The 20,282-nt window shown below is 48.7% G+C and carries 27 protein-coding genes; 5 read left to right on the top strand and 22 right to left on the bottom strand.

The window, feature by feature from the left end:
- Positions 1-103 precede the first annotated feature (103 nt).
- The 18 genes from ACQGQ5_RS12000 to ACQGQ5_RS11915 all read right to left on the bottom strand — a co-directional run bounded on the left by ACQGQ5_RS12000 (position 104) and on the right by ACQGQ5_RS11915 (position 12,366).
- Positions 104-943 carry a DUF4373 domain-containing protein gene (locus ACQGQ5_RS12000; protein ID WP_455736738.1) on the bottom strand — a complete coding sequence of 280 codons (840 nt, stop codon included), beginning with the start codon at positions 941-943 and terminating at the stop codon, positions 104-106.
- Positions 944-958: 15 nt separating this feature from the next.
- Positions 959-1,669, bottom strand: a complete 711-nt coding sequence (locus tag ACQGQ5_RS11995; RefSeq protein WP_455736737.1) for an MBL fold metallo-hydrolase — start codon at positions 1,667-1,669, stop codon at positions 959-961.
- A 3-nt stretch (positions 1,670-1,672) separates the two neighbouring features.
- Positions 1,673-2,875: a hypothetical protein gene (locus ACQGQ5_RS11990; RefSeq protein WP_455736736.1), complete on the bottom strand. Its 1,203-nt coding sequence runs from the start codon at positions 2,873-2,875 to the stop codon at positions 1,673-1,675.
- Positions 2,876-2,890: 15 nt separating this feature from the next.
- Positions 2,891-3,403 carry a hypothetical protein gene (locus ACQGQ5_RS11985; RefSeq protein ID WP_455736735.1) on the bottom strand — a complete coding sequence of 171 codons (513 nt, stop codon included), beginning with the start codon at positions 3,401-3,403 and terminating at the stop codon, positions 2,891-2,893.
- Positions 3,404-3,417: 14 nt separating this feature from the next.
- Positions 3,418-3,642, bottom strand: coding sequence for a hypothetical protein (locus ACQGQ5_RS11980; protein ID WP_455736734.1), 225 nt, complete (start codon positions 3,640-3,642; stop codon positions 3,418-3,420).
- Complete coding sequence (locus ACQGQ5_RS11975; protein WP_455736733.1) at positions 3,639-5,735, bottom strand: hypothetical protein; 2,097 nt, start codon at positions 5,733-5,735, stop codon at positions 3,639-3,641. The genes ACQGQ5_RS11980 and ACQGQ5_RS11975 overlap by 4 nt, the downstream gene beginning before the upstream one ends.
- On the bottom strand, positions 5,732-6,013 hold the full coding sequence (locus ACQGQ5_RS11970) for a hypothetical protein (RefSeq protein WP_455736732.1): 282 nt from the start codon (positions 6,011-6,013) through the stop codon (positions 5,732-5,734). The genes ACQGQ5_RS11975 and ACQGQ5_RS11970 overlap by 4 nt, the downstream gene beginning before the upstream one ends.
- A gap of 359 nt (positions 6,014-6,372) precedes the next feature.
- Positions 6,373-8,304, bottom strand: a complete 1,932-nt coding sequence (locus ACQGQ5_RS11965) for an AAA family ATPase (RefSeq protein WP_455736731.1) — start codon at positions 8,302-8,304, stop codon at positions 6,373-6,375.
- Positions 8,301-8,972 carry a hypothetical protein gene (locus ACQGQ5_RS11960; RefSeq protein WP_455736730.1) on the bottom strand — a complete coding sequence of 224 codons (672 nt, stop codon included), beginning with the start codon at positions 8,970-8,972 and terminating at the stop codon, positions 8,301-8,303. The genes ACQGQ5_RS11965 and ACQGQ5_RS11960 overlap by 4 nt, the downstream gene beginning before the upstream one ends.
- Positions 8,966-9,322, bottom strand: coding sequence for a hypothetical protein (locus tag ACQGQ5_RS11955; protein WP_455736729.1), 357 nt, complete (start codon positions 9,320-9,322; stop codon positions 8,966-8,968). The genes ACQGQ5_RS11960 and ACQGQ5_RS11955 overlap by 7 nt, the downstream gene beginning before the upstream one ends.
- Complete coding sequence (locus tag ACQGQ5_RS11950; RefSeq protein ID WP_455736728.1) at positions 9,319-9,720, bottom strand: hypothetical protein; 402 nt, start codon at positions 9,718-9,720, stop codon at positions 9,319-9,321. Before ACQGQ5_RS11950 ends, ACQGQ5_RS11955 begins: the two co-directional genes overlap by 4 nt.
- Entirely contained in the window at positions 9,713-9,970 is a 258-nt protein-coding gene (locus tag ACQGQ5_RS11945; protein ID WP_455736727.1) for a helix-turn-helix domain-containing protein, read from the bottom strand. Before ACQGQ5_RS11945 ends, ACQGQ5_RS11950 begins: the two co-directional genes overlap by 8 nt.
- 25 nt (positions 9,971-9,995) lie before the next feature.
- On the bottom strand, positions 9,996-10,340 hold the full coding sequence (locus ACQGQ5_RS11940) for a GcrA family cell cycle regulator (RefSeq protein WP_455736726.1): 345 nt from the start codon (positions 10,338-10,340) through the stop codon (positions 9,996-9,998).
- A complete protein-coding gene (locus ACQGQ5_RS11935; RefSeq protein ID WP_455736725.1) occupies positions 10,337-10,510 on the bottom strand; it encodes a hypothetical protein in 174 nt (57 codons plus the stop codon). Before ACQGQ5_RS11935 ends, ACQGQ5_RS11940 begins: the two co-directional genes overlap by 4 nt.
- 193 nt (positions 10,511-10,703) lie before the next feature.
- Positions 10,704-11,180, bottom strand: coding sequence for an XRE family transcriptional regulator (locus ACQGQ5_RS11930; RefSeq protein WP_455736724.1), 477 nt, complete (start codon positions 11,178-11,180; stop codon positions 10,704-10,706).
- Between the two features lie 32 nt (positions 11,181-11,212).
- Positions 11,213-11,395, bottom strand: coding sequence for a hypothetical protein (locus ACQGQ5_RS11925; RefSeq protein ID WP_455736723.1), 183 nt, complete (start codon positions 11,393-11,395; stop codon positions 11,213-11,215).
- Positions 11,396-11,435: 40 nt separating this feature from the next.
- On the bottom strand, positions 11,436-12,149 hold the full coding sequence (locus ACQGQ5_RS11920; protein WP_455736722.1) for a phage antirepressor KilAC domain-containing protein: 714 nt from the start codon (positions 12,147-12,149) through the stop codon (positions 11,436-11,438).
- Positions 12,150-12,168: 19 nt separating this feature from the next.
- The gene (locus ACQGQ5_RS11915) at positions 12,169-12,366 is read right to left on the bottom strand and encodes a helix-turn-helix domain-containing protein (RefSeq protein ID WP_455736721.1); all 198 of its coding nucleotides are present in this window, start codon (positions 12,364-12,366) and stop codon (positions 12,169-12,171) included.
- A gap of 253 nt (positions 12,367-12,619) precedes the next feature.
- Between ACQGQ5_RS11915 and ACQGQ5_RS11910 the strand changes: the two genes are divergently transcribed.
- The 5 genes from ACQGQ5_RS11910 (at position 12,620) to ACQGQ5_RS11890 (ending at position 16,702) form a co-directional block, all read left to right on the top strand.
- On the top strand, positions 12,620-13,216 hold the full coding sequence (locus ACQGQ5_RS11910) for a hypothetical protein (RefSeq protein ID WP_455736720.1): 597 nt from the start codon (positions 12,620-12,622) through the stop codon (positions 13,214-13,216).
- Positions 13,217-13,522: 306 nt separating this feature from the next.
- Positions 13,523-13,795 carry a hypothetical protein gene (locus ACQGQ5_RS11905; protein WP_455736719.1) on the top strand — a complete coding sequence of 91 codons (273 nt, stop codon included), beginning with the start codon at positions 13,523-13,525 and terminating at the stop codon, positions 13,793-13,795.
- A gap of 120 nt (positions 13,796-13,915) precedes the next feature.
- Positions 13,916-14,620, top strand: coding sequence for a DUF4352 domain-containing protein (locus ACQGQ5_RS11900; RefSeq protein WP_455736718.1), 705 nt, complete (start codon positions 13,916-13,918; stop codon positions 14,618-14,620).
- A gap of 57 nt (positions 14,621-14,677) precedes the next feature.
- The gene (locus ACQGQ5_RS11895) at positions 14,678-16,276 is read left to right on the top strand and encodes a recombinase family protein (RefSeq protein ID WP_455736717.1); all 1,599 of its coding nucleotides are present in this window, start codon (positions 14,678-14,680) and stop codon (positions 16,274-16,276) included.
- 27 nt (positions 16,277-16,303) lie between these two features.
- The gene (locus ACQGQ5_RS11890; RefSeq protein ID WP_455736789.1) at positions 16,304-16,702 is read left to right on the top strand and encodes a manganese catalase family protein; all 399 of its coding nucleotides are present in this window, start codon (positions 16,304-16,306) and stop codon (positions 16,700-16,702) included.
- Between the two features lie 367 nt (positions 16,703-17,069).
- Here the strand turns inward: ACQGQ5_RS11890 and ACQGQ5_RS11885 are convergent, their stop codons facing one another.
- From ACQGQ5_RS11885 to dapA, 4 genes are read right to left on the bottom strand one after another with little or no spacing between them, the layout of a single operon-like run.
- Positions 17,070-17,474: an RbsD/FucU domain-containing protein gene (locus ACQGQ5_RS11885; protein WP_455736716.1), complete on the bottom strand. Its 405-nt coding sequence runs from the start codon at positions 17,472-17,474 to the stop codon at positions 17,070-17,072.
- 12 nt (positions 17,475-17,486) lie between these two features.
- Entirely contained in the window at positions 17,487-18,101 is a 615-nt protein-coding gene (locus tag ACQGQ5_RS11880) for a KpsF/GutQ family sugar-phosphate isomerase (protein WP_455736715.1), read from the bottom strand.
- Positions 18,102-18,122: 21 nt separating this feature from the next.
- Positions 18,123-19,124: a ribokinase gene (locus tag ACQGQ5_RS11875; protein ID WP_455736714.1), complete on the bottom strand. Its 1,002-nt coding sequence runs from the start codon at positions 19,122-19,124 to the stop codon at positions 18,123-18,125.
- A gap of 40 nt (positions 19,125-19,164) precedes the next feature.
- Positions 19,165-20,100: a 4-hydroxy-tetrahydrodipicolinate synthase gene (dapA, locus tag ACQGQ5_RS11870; RefSeq protein ID WP_455736713.1), complete on the bottom strand. Its 936-nt coding sequence runs from the start codon at positions 20,098-20,100 to the stop codon at positions 19,165-19,167.
- Positions 20,101-20,282 lie beyond the last annotated feature (182 nt).

Below are 20,282 nucleotides of genomic sequence, written 5' to 3'. Positions count from 1 at the left end.
GACAAAATAGACCACACCTTTATTTTTGCAAATCGGACAATTATAGTCTCTCAGGTCCCCGGTAGAGGAATTCAATGCATCACACTGGTGTCTCGTATGCTCCTCATAAGACGGTACCGAGTGAGTTCCCTCCCTTCGGAGCCGGCGGAACATTTCCGCCACACTTGTCATTTCCTGCATAGTATTTCCCTCCTTTATCCTGTTCACCGGAAAGCCAGTTGTTGATAAATTTCCGGATTCCTCTCTGTGTTTTCCTACGTGTAGGATTGGCGTCACACCATCCCTTCATTTTGCGCAACTCCTGTGGAACATCCACTGAGGGGTAAAGCTCTGACCAACTGTCCACCTGATCCTGATATACCGGATACTCTGATTTATCGTTCAACAAGAGAGAAATGAAAAGCTGCTGGTCCGGGGCCGCATTTGCGGGCTCGGGCATAATATCCTTTTCTTTACTCTTATTTCCTTTACTCTTGTTTCCTTTACTTTGTGGATTATCGTTTTCATTTTCGGGGTTAATGTTAACATTTATCCAGTTAATGTTTGCAATTGGCAAAATCTTGGTAGCATCTATTAAGAGGTATGTCTGATTGACATTAACACATTTACGGCGGGAGACTGCCTCGAAATACCGTCCTTGAATCCCTTTTGAGGTAAGGATCTGATATCGTTCAAACATGCTTTTGTCAAAAATACCTCTTTTGACCGCGGCGTTTACTATTTCTGAAACGACATTGCCACCCAGCCCTACACCTTTGCCAAACAACAATGCAACCTCATTTGTCCATTCACAGTAGTAACCTCGCGCATACACTCTCTGGTACAGCTTAACGACTACCGCAAATCCTGTCAGCCCAAATTCCGCCTCGATCAGATCAAACTTCTCGTCCATTGAAACATCAAGTGGAAAATAATCAACCCCGTCCTTCAGCGGACGAGCCAATCACATCACCGCCCCTTAAAATACTGTTACCGGTTTCCCGGCTACGCGCTGGATCTCTTTTTTAAACGTTTCCGGATTGCTGTTGTTCCCGGATAGGTGGATCAAGTAAATACGCCGCACTGTGCTCATGTCATTGGCCTTCAGACAGTCTTTTACATTTTCAAGGCCGAAATGGGAGCGCAGCAGCCGCGGTTTCAATGATTCCGGTATCCGGCCTTCGGCTATGCTTTCGTTCAGGATCGGCAGACTATAGTTACATTCCACCATAATGACATTCAGTGCCCTGAAAGTATTCGGAATGTAGAATGTGTCCGTCGCAAAGAGCAATCTTTCCCGGGCCGCGTGAGAATAAATCAGATAACCGCAGGGCTCGTTGCAATCGTGCTTCGTTTCAAATGGTAGCACCGTCCAGCTCACCAGATTGAATTGCTCCCCGATACGGACAACGTGTTTCCGATACGGCCGGTCAATATCCGAGATTCCCTCAAACGTGCCGGCAGTTGCATACAGATCAATACCTTTGGCCGCGATCCCCGCGGCCCCCTTGGCGTGATCCTGATGCTCATGAGTAATAAGAGCACCGGCCACGCGCGGAAACAGGTCCAGATATCCGGATAGAATCTTTTTAGCGGGAATGCCCGCCTCCAGAAGCAGGACACTCTCACCGTCATCTATGGCGTAAGAATTGCCCGAGCTTCCGGAAGCAAGGCACTTAACATCAATCATGGTTTAAAACGGGGCCTTGTGGGCCGCGCTGGGTTTATTTGTGGGGTGGGAAGTAGTTTGCCGAGGTTCCTCTTTCGACGGCTCCTGCGGTGAGTCAGGGATAGAGTCACCATCTGATTCAGGCTCTTTCTCAGAAGTGGGCTGATCGGGTTCAATAACTTCCCCAGTCTCCTCGTCCACCTGAATATCAATAGGGTTGCTGTTGGCAAGCTGCTTGATCTCCTGTGCGGTGGAGCGGTACACCTCATCTGTGGTTTCCTCAAACATGGTTTCCAGCATACCGTTTCCGAAATCCTTCGGGATCTTTTTAATGGCGTTGTTGCGCATTTTACGCTCGATCATAGCTTCCCTGCTATGAAATTCCGTCCATGCGGGGCTGATCCACGGCTGCAGCTCCTCATCATCCAGTGCGGCGTCCAGACCGAGATCGCGGGCCTTGGTAAGAAGCTCACGCTTGCGGGCTTCAATTTTTACTTTCTGGTCAGCCGTAGCTTTGTATTTGCTTTCGGCAAGTCCGAAGGTCTCCTGCATCATGTTGCTGTTCATATGAGCCAGGAGATTATGAATGACATCCTCACGCTCGGAAAAGTAAAAATCCGTATAGGAATTCCCATCGTGGCCCTGCATGATGATGGGATACACAATTTTGACGATTCGGCCGCCGCCCTTAGGTGTCCACTGAGGAGGCGTCATATTCAGGCCGTCAAAGGTGGGGTATTTAAAATCATCATTCTCGCGGATCTTCCAGATCTGACAGACGCGCTGCACTCCGCGCCCGAACCGGGAAAGAATGGAATCGTTGCCGTCTCCCTCGATCCCCATTTCAATTTTCTTTTTCCATATGTCTGTGGAGCGTCCGGTTTCCGGATCGATCCCCTTGCTTTTATCATTGCGGAGTTGAAAATAGACCTCCCGTGGGGAAGCAGCAGCGTTCAGCTGAAAACTGGAAATTTTAATCAAAATATCGCTGATGGTACTCTTATCAAGCTGAGGGTCATTCCAGCTGATACCGGCCTTGTCCAAAACTGCGTTGATAGCGGAAATGGAGTGCAGCACGCATTCTTTAGCATACGGGCTCATCTGCAGGTGATTTTTTTGCATTTGCGACGTGATCAGCGGCATAAACATGTCATTGATCTTCGTCAGCGCGGTACCGAATTCTTTCTTCTCTGCAGCCGGAGCTCCCGGCGTTTTATTTTTACTCATGATAAAAAGTCCTCCTTAATCGCACCACGGTTTGCAAACCGTGAATTTATAGCCTGCATCTGTCTTTTCCAGTGTGTAGTACCCGGCAAAATAGTAATTCGCATTGCCGTCTTTTTCTCCACCAACGCGAATATTTGAGTGCCATTCGCCACTTTCGGGGACCCTACGTTTGCAAAGCTCACCAAAACAGTATTCAAGAACTTTGGCCTTCTCCTTACAATCCGTTTCAATGCTCCACACCCGGAAAAAATCGCCGTAGGGTTTATATTGACCGCAATGCGTTTGCTTGGATGTGAATTGGGGCTTATCTTTCTTGACCTTACCGATGATGGTCTTTGCCCGGTCCCGGAAGGGAGCGATCTCCTCTTCCGGAACATTGACGGCGGTAACGACACCCTGAGAAATCCCCTGCTTGCCGTCGATTTCCACCAGGTCACCGACGGCCACCGGCTCAGGGGTGAAGTATGTATAATCGCGGCCGGCCGGTTGGCCGTACCGCAGAAACTTTAATTTGATAATATTTGTCATGATAAAAATCCTCCTTAAAGCGATTCAAATTTCGATTTTAATTTATCTAATCGATCGATCAGCGCCTGCTTTATTACGTCGTATGTCTGGCTGTCGTCGATTGCACATACCTGATAAAGATCAGTTGTTGAATAACCGGTTCCGCCAACATAGAATGTAGGATAGCATTTTATGAGTTTTTCAAGAGCGTTGATTTCATTAAGGAGATTCCGAGCCTCTTCCAGTTTCTCTCTGGTCATGATGCGTAATCCTCCTTGCTATTTTCCTTCATCTCAAATGGCAGGTCATCCAGTTCAGTTAGGATATTCGGATCGTCCGGATCACCGGGCTCACTGCGATCTTGATCAGGTTCATTGCGGCGGTAAGCGGTAAGCACTTCCTGGCGCTGGCAGCCATGCATATGGACTGCTTCCCACACGTCGCCGGCAAAGTTGGAAGAGTCAGGATCCTCGATGTCAAAACAGCAACCGCAATCATCACCGTCACCCATGGCAAAAAACGGGCAATCATAGCTGTCACAGGACGGAAGCTGTTGGAAGAACGGATCCCTATCTTCCTCCAGATCAGCGGCGACAACAGCGTCTGTAATATCATCCCCAATGGGAGGATCTTCCGGCTCCTCTTCCGACTCCTCTTCATCCTCCTGGTAATCCTCTACAATACCGGTATTACCGTCCACCGTGGCGGTACCTGAAGGCGGGATCTCTCTGCCGGGCTGCAGCTCGTCGAAATTGAGTTGATGCTGGCGGTCGTATGGAATGATCGGGTTGCCGTTTTCGTCTAACCGAATCGGAATCTCGTCGTACAGTTCGCCTTTGTCTTTGACCTTAATCGGGTCAAAATTAAAGCCTGTCTCATGCTTAATGCCGAAGGCTCCGCCGCGGCGCTCAAATGTAATTTTGGCGGTGAAGGAAAAGCTGGTCTGACGCAGTTCAAACATTGTACGCAGCGCCTGGTTGATCTTACTATCGCAAATATCGATAAGCGTGGAAAAAGCATCATCCCGCAGACTAACCAGCTCTCCGGCAGGAATATTGTTCTGCGGAGCCTCAGAGTCCTCTTCATCTTCATCGGCTCCGGAAGCGTTCTGCCAGTCGCAGGGCGGCGGCTCTGCATCATCGGCCTCAGGGTTGTCCGCAGGCACCGTATCCGGCCGGGTGAGTTCCTGATATTCGGCCAGTTCCTCCATGCCGTCCGGACCGATGTCAATCTCGTCCTGCTCCAGCTGCGCGGCGGCCTCGTCTTGGGGCTCGCCGGCAGCTTCGGCAGGCGCATCATCGGAGGACAAATCCGATTCAATGGGCGTTTCCGCCCTGTTAGTGGGCTCATCTGTAAAACCTCGCTTGATGGCATATCCATCAAGAGCATTCTGAGCCTGTTCATATGTATCAAAATCCGGGATGGTTGCACATGGGGTTACCGTTTCCGGCCCCGGGTGCTGATGATCGTCCATAAATACGGTGTACTTGCCGTTATCCTCGCGGTGATCTACGAAGTAAACCAAGTTGAAGTTGTAGTATTTCCTACCGACGGGTGCCGGCTCCGATGCCATAGCTTCCTCCAGCGTGATCGGCGTATCTTCCGGAATCACTTTCTTGCGGCTGCACGTACACATAATGCGGGGACCGTGTTCATCTGTTTCAGGCTCGTGCAGCCCATGCGGGCAGGTAAAGCAGCCGGCAGTGGTTCCCGTGACCTCGACGGATATTTCAGCGGCGCCGCCGGCGGAACGGCTGAATTTATGGCCACAGGGCGCATAATAGGAATTCATGGCTTTTGCCTCCTCTTTGGCTTTTTCAATTTTGTCGTAAAGGCTGTACTGTTCGGCACAGCCGGAAACATCTTTACGAGCGTACATTTTGTTGTAGCTGCTGCCTGTGTCGACCGCCTCGAAGAACTGTTCAATCAATTTCTGTTTTGCTGCTTCCCCTTTGAGATTCTGAGGAAAGTTAAAGGAAAACGGTAACCTTCCATGTGATTCATCCATACCCGGTTGCGGAGGATGCACCATTGGATCTACGCCTTCCAGTGCGCTGTAGAAGTCCGCCATGGCCTGAATAAAATCAAAGTCCAATGAGAGAACGTGGAGCGTAGATGCCTTAGAGTCCACACAGGTTGCGGTGGTACCGTAAAATAGTTTTTCTTTGCATCCCCGGCATTCGGCTATCTTGGAATCGGTATTCTTAAAAGGATCCCTGACATCAACCATCTTTACGAACGGGCAGCCGTAACACTCATGCTCCGGCCCATAGTCGGGCATACGGAAGCCGGTTGTCCCGGCTTCCGTGTTTTTCTGAAATGTTCTCCCGCATTTGCAGGTGTAGGTAGTCATTTCTGACCACCGCCTTTGATTGGTACTACGAAGCAAGCAGAGGCGGTTTTACTCATCAAATATTGCGCTGCTTTCTCCACCTCCGGAAATTGCCGTGTAATAGCAATTGAATAGGCATTCAGCGACGCAATGATAAACGGCGCAGAAGAGCGATCAATCGGATTAACAGTCATTGCGATTTTCTGAGAGTAGTCTTCAAATATCTCGTTTATAAGGCTATCCGGAATATTCATTGTCTTTGCCGCGTCGAGAAGTCCCTTTTCAAGTTCTGCTTTCATTTACATTTCCCTCCACATCCATAAAATTTATCCGTTGGAGCCCAGCTATCCATAACCAGCGCCGGCGGCATTTCCTGCGTACAAACGGCGTCACCCTCTCCGATGTAGCAAAAGTGATCACAATGCTCATCACAGGTCTTAGGGCAAGGATGCTTATATTTCTTGCTCATTGCGCACCCCGCTTCTAAGAGGGCACCACCGCGGCGCTGACCTGGTTGGTATCTCGCTCTCCCGGCTTCTCGAGATGATGCGATGGGGCAAGCACTCGGTTTTAGATTCCGGATGCATACAGTAAAAAATATTTCTCCCGCACTTTATAAATTCAGCGTTCATATACTTGCACTCACGACATATTTGCATCATCCCCGCACCTCCGATCTGAGCTGCTTGTCCTTGGCGGAAACGTGCAGCCGGATGATCTGTGCGTCGATCGGAAGGAAGCTGGTCACCGACTCCGCATTATCGATCCAGATCGGCACCGACTTCCCGGACGCCCGCCCGAGGGTGTTGATGATATCCAGCCCGGCGTTTAACTTTGCGGCGCTGTTCAGGTTGGTATTGTATTCAATGCCTTTGACAGTGGCTTCACAACAAGCTTTGATCCCACCGTTTTCTTGTTTTTTGAATAGCTGCCATCGAACAAGACGGAAAGCGCCGTTGACCTTTTCTTCAATATCTTTTGCCTTAGTCTGCACGAATTTCTCGGCCAACAGAAGGCCGTTATCATAAGTGGCCAGCATTTGAGCATATTCTTTTTCCTGACTTTTCAGCTCGGTGATGCGCTTGTCCTGCTGTTCAATAATGCCCTTTGTCGCCATACGCGCCTTTATGGCGTCGATATGGATATTGATATCATCAAGCTGGGCGGTAAGCTTCTCCACCTGCTTTGCGGCCACAGAGTCAACAGTGGAAAGATCATGCTGTGCGGCGGAAATCTGTTCCTGCAGGCGGCTGTATTCCGCCGTATCTTCAAACGGCGGCGGATCGGTAAACTGTTCGGTAACTTCTGTCAGGCGTTCTTCCGACAGCTTCAGGCTTTGCTGATCAGCAGCGATCTGCTGGCGGTATTCATCGGCATCAACCAGTAGATCATCCCTGGTCTTTGAAAGCTCCTTACCCTTGTTTTCCAGATTTTCCAGCTGAGTTGCGCGGTTCTGGTTGAACTGTTCCACCATTTCGTCCAGTTGATCCGGAGGATATTCACGGCCGCAGGTTGGGCAAATTCCTGTAGATTGATCGAATTCCTGGGCAGCAACCTCACTCCACTTTTCCCGGAGTTTTACAATTTCACTTTCAAGGCTGTCCGCCATGTGCTCAAATTTACTAGTGTCCGTCTGTTTTGTAGAAATTGCACTGCGCAGCTGACTAATTTTACTGCGAAGAGCGGACGCTTCTGTTTCCAGTGCGGTGTTGCCGACAGACGACTTCCGGATATGGGCCGCGCGGGCGGTGGAGAGATCCGCCTGCAGATCAGCAACCTTTTTACGTAGTGCGGCCGCGCTCTCGCCGTTGCGTACTTTCTGCAATGTGCTTTCAAGTTGCAGCTTAGTTTTGGAGAGCCGGAGCAGCTCAGGCCCATCATGTTCAGTAGGAAGATTATCAAATGGCTTGGCCTTTTCGGCCTCGTCGATCCGGCCGGGGATGTCATTAAGCTGCTTGTTGATTTTCTGTCGCTCAGCCTTGGTAATCTCGGCATAATCATCAACTGATTTCATCCCGATGTAATGCAGCAGCAGCTTCAGTTCCTCGTGGGCATTGATAATTTCCCGATCATCCACATCCGGGGCAAACTGCCGGATCAGCGTGTCCCGACGCTCGTCCCACTTCATTTTTCCAGGGAACATATCCGGATCCGTAAGTATCATGAAAAGTCTCTCATCGCAAAGGCCGGCTACAAAGGCGGTATAGTCCTTTTTGGGTTTTGGTACACCGTTAATAAAGAAATCTGTAGTATTGCCGCCGGATTCCTTTTCTGCCTCGCCGTTTTTCCGACTGAATTTTTCTTTATAAATTCGTTGCAAGGTGAAAGGCTTGTCATCATCTCCAAGGAAAGTTCCCTGAACAGAATAGTCCAGACCGGATGTCTTGTCGGTTTTGACACTAAATCCACTGGGGCCACTGTCGCTCTTGCCACCGGAATCTTTTCCGAACAAAAGCCAGAAATATGCATCCGCCAGCGTGGTCTTCCCAGTGGCGTTATCTCCGTATATGTCCATGCTGGACCCTTTCGGATCCAGCTCGTAATGCTTGATACCCTTGAAATTATCAAGGATGAGATTTAAAAGCTTCATTTTGCCACCCCCAGTGTGAGATCATATTGGGTGCCGTCCACCGTGAAAGAACATTCTGCCCGCCCTTCGGCGTTATTTGCGTAAGCAAGACCGACATCCTCGCTCATCTGATCGTTGACCAGTTTGATCATTAGGAGCATGGCCCATGTCATATCAACAGGCCCACAGGCTATGGACTGCTCCTGCAGGATATCGGATCCGGATTTTTCTGAAACCGGGGTTTCAGGCTCCAGCGATTCCGACGGCTCCGGGGTCTCTGGCTCCCGATCAGGCGGATCATGAGCCTTTATTGCGGGCGATGCTTTGGGGACAATCTTCTGCCCGGAAGGTAGACGCTGCATTTTATTTATAACCTGTTTGACTTCCAGCCCCATTACCTTGGCGATTTGTGGGGCCGTGTTGCCTAGCTTGTTCAGCTCGTTAAGCTGCTGAATCATGCCATCGGTCCAAAAAATGCGGCCCTTCTTTGAACCCTGAGGCTTTGGGGTGGGGGCAGGTTTGGGATGATCAGTCGCGGCCGGAGCGCCTCCCGAAACGCCCTCCCAATATGTACGGATTTCTGATTCAGGGACCTTAAAACCGACTGACAGCTTTTTGATTTCTGCATTTTTGTCAGCCGCTTTCCCAACGGCTACGCGGATTGTCATCTTCTGAATGTCATTCAGCATCCCGGTTCACCGCCCCTCTTGACGGAAATGTGAAGAACGGATATACTGGGGGTGTGTGATAGACCACTGTCCTTAACGGGACAACCCTCTTTGGGTAGGCCGCTTTCGGTGCTGATAACGCCGGGAGCGGCTTTTTCTGTCCTCTGTTGTACTGCGTCAACTGCAACATTGAGTAAATTAGTCATTGCCCCGTACTGGCTGATGTTGATGATTCCGAGCCCATGGATGCCAACAAGATATCCCCTTGCCAGCTGAGCTGTCTCTTTCGCCTGTGCAATCGATTTTGAGCCTGTAATGCTTTCGATCGTGTTGTAGAAAAGTTTGATTGCGGGATCCTTCAGATCGTTCATGCTGTTAATACCTCCTTTTTATTCTTTTGGGATAAAGGGTCCGCCTGGACGATGGAAAAAGTCTCAAGTGATATACGATTCTGGTTAACCGTCTCGGTGATCAGCTCCGCAAGAAACCGCTTGTCGGATCCGGCAAACTCAATCCGGCCATGCTCGCCCAGGTGATATTTGCGGATCGTATATCTCAGCGCCTGGTTATATTCAGCAAGCGGAAGATCTCCCTCAACATTTTTTAAGACCATCCTGTAGACCTGGACAGCAGCGGTACGCTCGCGCTTGATTGCCAGATATGTACGCCGGTCCTGCCAGACAATCAATCGGTAGAAACCCGCGGCAATCATAATTCCCACGGCCAGAACACTGCCGACAAGAATAATCGTGATAAATCCTTCAAGCATCTCTTTCCTCCCGGCCTAACAGCCTGTCCACTGAGACATCAAGGATGTCGGCCAGGGCGGCCAACTCAATATCGGTAGCGTTCCGAAGCTGACCTTCCAGTTTTGACAGACCGGATGAATTCATATCCAGACCGTATGCCTGAAGCTGTGCCAGCAGTTCCTTCTGCCTGAGTCCCTTCTCCTTTCGGGCCTGTTCCACTCGGGGACCGACAATATTGCGGGTGCCAAGGGCCTGCTTTCTTAATCTCATTTTTTAATTCCCTCCTATTTATTACTTACGTTTTGGAGCCTAAAACTTCAACAAATAAAGCAGAAATTTTTTCAAACGTGTTTGAAAGAGATTGGAATTGAATTTGAAGATCGCGGGCTATTTCTTCTGTCGACCGTTTCAGAGTACCTATCCGTTTCATGTTAACTGGAGTTGATAGCACCTTTTCAGAATTCGGATTTACGATGGTTGCCTTCGCCGCCTTGACCTTGTCGATCGTGATGCCGAGCTGACTGCGCTTCGCATAGACATCTGAGATACCGGCATTGAGCTGCCGTGCGATTTCCGAGTTGGTTGCGCCGGCGAAGGCAAGCGACTTGAGCAATTTCACTTTTTCTTCTGACCATTTCATCTTTTGACATCTCCTTCTATACTGACAATGACTCCGTTTTCCGGGTTAATGCCATCTTTGTCAACCATGTCTTTTTTCAGATATATGGTAAGGAGCTGACCATTTTCCTTGTTTTCAAAACGGTAACAGGTCTTGGTTGTGCTTTTAAGTCCAAATTTCAGTTTTATCATCGTTTTCTATCCTTTCTTTTACCACCGTTTGTGCCGATGGCGATCATGAATTTTTCGGTTTATAGAATCAGATACATAGCTGTTCAGACTGTTTTCCACATTCTTAGCAGCAGATGCTTTGAATTTCCTGCACACCGGGCTGCAATATGTAAATTTGGCCTTGTTAGGGCAACGCTGGCAACAGGCTGGGATCTCAATACTCCGCGCTTTCGGCAATCAAAATCAGCTCCTCGATAGATTTTTTGACCGCCCGCAGCTTCTCAAGACTCGTGTCGAACACAGGACGCTCCTCCGGAGTGATCTTCCCATCCTCAGCAATGTCCGAAATTCGCTGGGTGATTTCGTCGATGTCCCGGGTGACACGCTCAATTTTCATGGCGGCGCTCTCCAGATTACGAGGCTGGAGCCTGTCCACCCTACCGCAGCCCAATGGACACTGTTGAGAACAAAAATAATTCGGTAGCTCGGGTGCATTATAAGCGTTTTCCATCAGGTTGACTTCTTCAGGATGAGGAGTTATGTTGCCGAGCTCAATGTTTGCCAGGCGTGTCCGATCGATACAAACGACCTCCGCGGCACCTTCGCGGCTGTTCAACAGGTCATTATATGTCGCGGCTCTCATTCGTGCGGTATAATACGCATTCCCGGCCGCTTTCGTCGCTTTCTGCATATTGAAGAATCACCTCCATGTGATATGATTACTTACAGATGATCAGACTGATTATGCAAGATAATATTCAGTGACGCCCGCGCAGCTTGATCAAGGACACGCTGGTCATCTTCAGGCGTATTGTTGATATAGGCGGCATCAGAAATCAGGATGTGCGTATTGCCTATGTAATAGTCTTTGACTATGTTCCCCTCGATCGGAATCTTCGCAAGCATATTAATCACCCCTTGTATTGTATTCGTGCCGCGGATTGTCCTATGCGGTTTCTTTACGGTCGGAGAGAAACTTATCGATGAAGTACTGCTGACCTTTACCTGTTACCTTGGTTGTTCGATTCACTGTAACATGGCCGTCCGCGTGGGTAATGCTGGTTTCCTTAACCTTGAAAAGACTAAGCTCCATAGCTTTTTGTGTCGGAGCATTGTAATCGCTACCAGAGCGCCGAATCAAGTATCCACGCTTGCGAAGCCATTCGAACAGCCGGCGCTCTCCAATCTCAACGCCATTCTGCTTGAGAATTTTAGCAAGCTCACCAATCAGCACCGTAGAACCAGAAGCTGCGACCGAATCCGCAAAAAGGACTTTAGACTTGTCCCGTTCGATTTTTGCTTCAAGGCTATGCAAATTGTTATGGGCGATTTCCAAAGCCCGTGCCATAATTTTCTCGGGGCTGTTCCAGTCCCTTTCGATCTGTATGAAGTACTGTCGGGCCTGTTTACCACGCTCTGTGCGCTGGATCATGCAAAGTTCCTTTGCCATGTCGATGGTGAGCTGTGCATCCTGCGCTGGGCGGCCTCCATTACTTTCGGTCAAAAATGTCCGAAAGTCCGTTTCTTCTGTAAAGCCATATTCCGTCATGCGGTCGAACCAATGGCGAAAATCGGTTTTGACCTCCAGAAATTGATGCAGTTCTCTGGCGGAAACCGTGGGTTTGTCCGATTCATAATTAATGGGAATCAAATTGTTCATACATATTTCCTTTCTTAATTTATTGCTGACCAACCAACTCATCAATGGAACAACCGAGTGTCTTCGAAAGGCTAATGGTTACCGCCAAACTGGGAACTTTTGTGCCGGATTCAATATAAGAAATCATTGCCGCGTTAACTCCAACAGCCTCTGCCAATTGCTGTTGGGAAAGGTTCATCTGCTCTCGGAGCCGCTTTACATTGTCTTTTAAAGCCATATTTTCACCTTCTTTCTTGGCGTAGCTTGAAATATTAACTAACGTTATTGACTGATGGATTTAAAAAAGGTATCATTGAAAGAGAAATAAAACACAGATGACTTTGTGGCGGGAGGGATTCTCCATTCATCTATTTTTCTGCCCCTCTCGACTAACTGTGGTTATATAATATCTCATAATTATGAGATTATCAATAGCTAAATTTCATTATTATGAGATATAGCATTTTATACAAATGCTTTGAGGTGATTTTATGTTTTTTGATAGATTTAAATTTTTATGTAACGTTGAATCGACTACGCCAAATGGAGTTGGGAAAATCCTCAATATTTCCTCCGGAAGTATTACCGCATGGAAAAAAAATAAAATCACACCTAAAACAAGTACTATTCAAAAAATTGCTGCTTTTTTTAAAGTTCCTCAATCATTTCTTTTAGAAGAAAAGCCCTTTACTCAGTGGGACAAGCTAAAAGAAAACAAAGATAATGTGTTAGGAGCACTTTCCAGTTGGATTAACAATGAAGAATATACACAAAAGGTTCTTAATAATATTAATAACGATATAGATTTTATAAATATCGTGGATACATGGATAGCTGATATTACTTTCACTAACAACGGTGAAATCCATATGAACCCACGGATATCACAAGAAGCGATTCAAGAGAATGCCGATAAACTAATACCCGTGATACCTGAAAAAGTACAAAAAAATAAGCCCGTCACCGAAGGTGACAGGCTCAGGGAAGAAAATAATGAACTTTTTGATCAGCTGCCTACAAACAAAAAACAAGAGGCACTGAACTATTTACGGTTTCTTGTCGAACACCAAGACCAAGGGAAAGAATAAACTCCTTTTCGCGCACAAGCGACTGCTTGCTTGCAAGCGCAACCAGTCTTTTGAATTCATTCTTCATTTCAGCATCATTCATTCGATCACCCTCATATTCACCGCAGTTGCCGTACTATAAATTCGAACGCTTGTTCGGTAGCGATATTTGAATAATACATCAACTAATCCACGGTTGCAATATAAAATATCGACAAATTATAAGCATAAACTCCGATGTCCCAAGTTTGGTGCTACGAAATTGATGCCCATTGACATTTTGCTGCATATAAATCAAAATAGGAAAGTAGCGAAGGAGTTGAGATTATGAACGATAATGAATTATTACAGGCAATTAGCGAGATGATGGATAAAAAACTTGAACCCATTCAGCAGGATATAACCAAAATCAAAGTTTTCCTTGAAAATGATATTGATAAGAAACTTTCCGCTCTGTTTGAAGGTCATCAGTTGAACACCGAAAAACTCAATGATATTGGTGAAACCGTAGATGATATTGATGCCGCTATGATTGCAGTCGATATCGTTACCAAAGCAAACATAAAGGAAATCAATAAGCTAAAAACAAAAATAGGATAAAAAATAGGCCACCCACTGGTGCAAACAGTGGACGGCCAAAGGGATATGGATATGTACTTCTCTGAAATAATTATAAACTATTGTCAGATTATGTCAATAGTGAAAAAAGGAGAGGTTAATATGAAATGCTCAAAGTGCGGCACAGAATTTGACGCCAAATTTTGCCCGGAATGCGGAACTCCGGCCAATGCACAGGAAGGACAGCCAACACCATCAGTTCAGCCAATTTCAGCTGACCATGCCCCGAAGAAGAAAAAGAGAGGCGGACTTAAGGGAATCTTAATTATTGTGGGTGTTATCGTAGTTATCGGAATCATCGGTTCGGCACTGGGGGGAAAAGATAAACCCGCAGAAGCTGTTCCGGCCAGCTCACCGACATCCGGAGCCGCTTCTGAAATTGCATCCGCTCCAGCCAGTTCCGCATCAGAACAGACTGTCTTCGGAGTTAACCAGCCCGTAAAGAAAGACAACATTGAACTGACTGTAACAAAAGTTGAAAAATCGAACGGAAGCGAATATGACAAACCTAAAAGCGGAATGGAATTTGTCATCGTAACTGTCAAATACAAAAACGCCAGTTCATCCGATAAGCTTTCGTACAATCCATTTGATTTCAAAATGAAGAACAGTAAGGGACAGATCACAAGTGAAACTTTCACAACAGTGAATCAGGATAGCGCGCTCTCCAGTGGAGATCTGGCTCCCGGCGGAGAAATTGAAGGAACGATAGCTTTTGAGCAACCGAAAGACGACAAAGCCTTGGTTTTACAATATACAGGAAATCTCTTTAAGAGCGATTCTGACATTGATTTTAAGTTAAACTAATCAACTATTCCCCACGCCGTCATGACGTGGGGATAAATCTATCCGGAGGAAATCAAAATGGCCTATTGCGAATATTTACGTAAATCCCGTGCCGATCTGGAAGCCGAGGCCCGCGGCGAAGGGGAAACCCTTGCCCGGCATGAAAAGGCCCTGCTGGAGCTCGGCAAGCGGCTGAAACTGAATATCACTCAAATACACCGTGAGAAGATTATCTCCGGAGAAACCATTGCGGCCCGGCCGGTTATGCAGCAGCTGCTGTCCGAAGTGGAACAAGGAATGTGGGAAGGCGTCCTCGTCATGGAAGTGGAACGTCTGGCCCGCGGCGATACGATCGACCAGGGCATCGTCGCGCAGACTTTCAAATTCAGCGGTACCAAAATAATAACCCCGATGAAAACCTATGATCCAAACAACGAATATGACGAGGAATATTTTGAGTTTGGCCTCTTTATGTCAAGGCGCGAATACAAAACCATTAACCGGCGTCTACAGCGCGGTCGTGTCGCCTCTGTAAAAGAAGGCAAATATGTCGGAAATATACCGCCTTACGGATATGTCCGCAAAAAGCTGGAACATGATAAAGGATACACGCTGGAGCCGGATCCAGATCAGGCGCCCATCGTAAAAATGATATTTGATCTTTACGTAAACGGCGAGCGGCAGGAAGACGGCACCTTTGGGGATATGGGAACCTCAAAGATCGCGCGCAAGCTGAACGAGCTGAGGATCCCGACAGTCAAAGGGGATGCCTGGGTAAATGGTACATTGCAGGATATTCTGCGTAACCCGGTGTACATCGGAAAAATCCGGTGGAGCGCCCGGCCGCAGAAGAAAAAAATGGTAGACGGCCAACTTGTAAAAGAGCGTCCCAGGGCCAAAGAGGATGAAGTGGTTTTAGTGGACGGACTTCATGAGCCGTTAATCGATCTGAAGATCTGGGAAACCGCCCAGCAGAAGCTCCACGAGAATCCCACTCATCCATGCCCCAAGAACAGCACCATCGCAAACCCTCTCGCCGGCTTGGTTGTCTGTGGAATGTGCGGCCGCAGGATGGTACGACGCCCTTACACCAATCGTAGCTATCCGGACACGCTGATGTGCCCCGTCGCTTCCTGTGACAACATCAGCTCCGCGCTGGAGCTTGTGGAAGATCATATCCTTCAGGCGCTTCAGGAATGGCTTAACCAATATAAGCTGGCTTACGGGAAGCAGCCGGTTTCGGCATCACAAACGGACCTGAAGAAAAGGGCTCTGAAGAAAGCGCAAAGTGAGCTGAAGGACCTTGAAAAGCAGCGTGATAATATTTACGATCTGCTGGAAAAAGGGATATACACTACTGACATATTCCTCTCGCGTTCCCAGGGCATCAGTGAGAAAATAACAGAAACACAGAACCGGATCCAGCAAATAAACGCTGACATAGAGCGTGAAATCAGAACCGTGCAAAATCAAAAAATCATCATCCCACGAGCTGAGCGAGTATTGTCCCGATATCCGAAAGCAAAAACGCCGGCGGAAAAGAACGAGCTGCTGAAATCTGTAATTGAAAAGGTCGTCTATACCAAGACTATTAACGGACGCTGGCACGGAAAGCCGGACGATTTTGAACTGGTTCTGTTCCCCAAAATCACGGAAAATAATACTGAACACCGATAACCTTTTGGAACCTAAGAGCTTGCTCATCTGGAAATGGTCGGAACCATTGTCCACCAGCTTACCAGAAATCTGACGGAAGAGCAGATCAAAGAAGGGGGATTCGACGCATATTTCGTAAATCATACAACCGGGGTTTACCCCGCCGATTCCAGCGGATCTCCGTTCACCGCTGCTTATTTGCAGGTAAAAGGCGACCCGATCACCGATATTCACGAGGACCTTGCAGCAGAGCAGAAAGCGCGCAGCACCTATGACAATATCCTGCGCTTTACCGACGACCCGGACGTCCGTGACCCGATTAAATTTCTGCGCCAGCGGGAAGTGGTCCATTACCAACGCTTTGGCGAAGGTCTGCGTATCATTACCGATCAGCTTGATTCGAAGAATTTCTATGCTTTCAATCCGGCATTTGATACAAGAAAGTAAATTCAGGTATGATAATAGCCCTCCCAGCAGTCAGAATGCCGGGAGGGCTATTTTATCAAACGGAGTCTCTATTCCATTATCATTTTTGGAAACATAGCGATGAACGGGAAAGGAGGCACCTCTCAGGATAAACGATTCGTTCTGCCGGACAAAATCATTCATCATTGGCCGCCTGCACAGCTTTTCTGTTCATCTCCTGCAAGGATGGTCCCCTCCATTCTTATCATTTAAAATGGATCATTTTGTCGTACAAAAGGGCTTTTCTATATTTATCGCATGAAGTTTGGGATTGCAACGCAGTTCCGGAATAGAAAGCAAAATGCCCGCCGCGGGAGCAGCCGCGGCAGGCATCCTTTTTCTTTAAGATTTAAGCAACATTAATCGTAAGAAGAATATTGGCAAACGTTCGTTTTTCTCCCGTGAATATGGCAAGGCGGACGTCGGACTGGCAGCAGGCGTTATAAAACGCGTGCCGCTCCAGACCGCTTAGTTCCATTCCGCCGAGAAGTTCTTTGAATTCCCCGAAAATCGGCGGCTGTTCCCCCTCGGGGGTCATGACTTCCGCTTTTTCAAAATTGACGACTTCCCCCAGCACCTTCAGCACCTGAGTTACCTCCGGCATCCCGCTGGTAAGGCCCAGATAAACCTTGGCCGCACTTCCGCTTTTTGAATCGAGCGGATAGTTGCCGTCGGCAATCAGGATCTTGTCGCCGTGACCGCACAGAGAAAGAAGACGCATAATTTCCGGATGAATACAGGCTGTTTTTAACATGGCTGTTCCCCCTTATTTCTCGTTTTCTCTCAGGCTGCCCAGAGTTCCGCCCGGGTGCCACTTCACATAATCCTTAGGCGTGATTCCGCGGTTGACTTGGAGCACCACGCTCAGGCCCTGAAGGGCGACCATTTCCGCAAGGACGGAAAGGCGCGGCGCACGGTTCAGCGGGCCGCCCTCCTGTCCGACTCCGGCAAGCAGGCAGGCGTCTCCCTTTTCAGCGAGCCAGGACTCCGGATTTCCCGTTACGGAAATCACCTTGCAGCCGTTATTTTTGATGGCTGTGACCGTGGATTTCAGTTCCGCGGTTTCGCCGCTGTTGGAAATACAGATTACCACATCCCCGGCAACCAGCTGGCCGCAGGAGCCGTGCACGGCTTCGGTGCCGTGAAGGAAATAGGTCGGCGTACCGGTGGACGACAGCAGGGAAGCCATATACGCCGCGACATGGGACGGCTTGCCGATCCCCGTGATATGTACGCGGTTCCCGTTTTTCTCCGCATCCAGAATCAATTCCACCGCTTTTTCATATCCATCGCTTGTAATCGTCCCGGCAAACCCGTCAAATTCCTCTTTCGCCGCACTGACAAAAGCCTGCAAAGCCTCCCGGCTTTCTTTTTTAATCATAGGTATCTTGCTCCTTTGGGTTTATTTAAGGACTTCCAGCAGGGAAAAATCAAAATCCGTCCGATCTTCCTGCTTCATCAGTTCAACAACCTCCGAAAGGTGCGGCAGGGAAGGCTGAGCACCCATTCTGGAAACGGTCAGCGCCGCGGTATAGTTCGCGAAATGAAGCGCCTGCCAATGCTTCAGCCCCGCGCAGACGCCGGTGATAAAGGCACTGACAAAGGAGTCCCCCGCGGCGGTCGGGTCCTTTACTTCCACCACGTCGGCACACGGTTCATAGATAAATTCGTTCTGATTGGCAACCACGGCTCCCGCGCTGCCGAGCGTGATCACCACGTTTTTCACGCCCCTGGAAAGCAGGGAACCGACCGCCGCCTTCAGATCGTCCTGATTCACCCGGCTGCCTTCCCTGCGGATCTGAATGCCCGTAAGGTCGGCCGCCTCGTGTTCGTTCGGGGAGATATACGCCAGACGGGAAAGCAGTTTTTCAGAAAGCGGAGCGGACGGAGCCGAATTCAGCATCACGGGGACGCCCTTTTCAAAGGCATATTTCGCCACCAGCTCATTGATGCTCATCGGAATTTCCAGCTGCAGGACGACCATGTCGTACTGGCCGACCGCTTCCCTGAGGAAGCCGACTTCCCCGGGGACAATGGTCATATTGGCACCCGGGACAACAATAATCCTGTTTTTTGCCGCCCGGCCGTCACCGACTTCCAGCAGCACGTTTCCAACCGCGGAGGATACTTCCGGGTCGGTCGCCACAAATCCGGTATGAATGCCGGACTCTTCACAGGAGCCGATCAGCCGCTTTCCGAAATCGTCGTTCCCCACCTTGCCCACCATAGTGACCTCGGCGCCCAGCCGGGCCGCCTGCACCGCCTGGTTCGCGCCCTTTCCGCCGGGAGCGGTGCGAAAGCTTTTTCCCAGAACCGTCTCCCCGGAATTCGGGAATTTTTCCGTGCTGACAATCAGGTCCATGACGAAACTGCCAACCACCAAAATTTTGGGTTTCCTTTTCATATTTTTCCTCCCTACAGCTAAACGGCCGTTGCGGAACCGACTATGCTTTCACTTTTACACCGATGGAAGTAAGCGTGTCGATAAGAACCTTCTTCTCCTCTTCCGTGATGGGAGCGAGCGGTTTTCTGGCCGGGCCGACCTTGATGCCGGTAACCAGCTCGATGGCGGGACGCATAATGGAGTTGGGGAGGATTCTTCCGTTCTGGCCGCAGGATTTACAGAATTTATAAAGGGGCACGAACAGGTCCTTGGCCTTTTCATGATCGCCCGCTTCAAACGCTTTGATAATGGTTCTGATTTCGTGGCCGAAAATATGCGCGCCGCCGCTGACGACGCCCATGGCGCCCTGTACGATGGTGGGGAGCAGCATGATGTCGTCGCCGTTGAAGATAACAAAATTGGGATCGACCTTCTCGGTAGCGATAAAGTAGTCCGTGATCTGGGTGGGGTTGATGCCGGCCTCGTCCTTGATGCCGATGATGTTTTCGAATTCTGCCAGCCTTGCGACGGTTTCCGCTTCGATGTTAACCCCTACGAAAATCGGGATATTGTAGAGCAGGATATTGGCCGTTGTGCTTTCCGCCACTGCCTTGTAATGGTTGTAGAGGCCTTCCTGTGTGGGTTTGTTATAGAAGGGAGCGACCACCATGCACAGGTCGATGCCGCACTCAACCGCCTTTTTTGTCAGAGCAATCGTTTCCTTGGTGGAAGCGCAGCCGGTGCCGGCGATGACGGGCTTTCTTCCGGCGACGGTCTTCACCGCCGTCTCCATCAGCCTGACGCGCTCGTCAAAGGTCAGAAGGGAGGCCTCTCCGGTGGTGCCGGTTACAATAAAGGAATCGCAGAGGTCGTTGGCGATGAGGTATTCAATCAGCTCGGCATATCTGCCATAGTTGACTTCTTCGTTCTCATCATAAGGGGTCACCAGGGGAAGAAGAATCTGGCCATATTTCGCTGTAAACTCTTTTCTTGTCATTTTGAATAACTCCTTCTTTGTTTTATTGAACAGTCTTCCGGCATGGAGACCGTTTCGATAAATCATCAGCTTGTAAGATTGTCTGACGTCATAATTTCAGTATATACAAGAAAACAAAAATGTCAATCATTATTTCAAAAAAATAATTAGCTTGACAGATTTTTGAGCAATTTGTATACTGG

This window comes from Caproiciproducens sp. (genome assembly GCF_053840905.1).
Note: the sequence above shows the minus strand (reverse complement) of the source record. Positions and strands in the feature narration are given on the sequence as shown.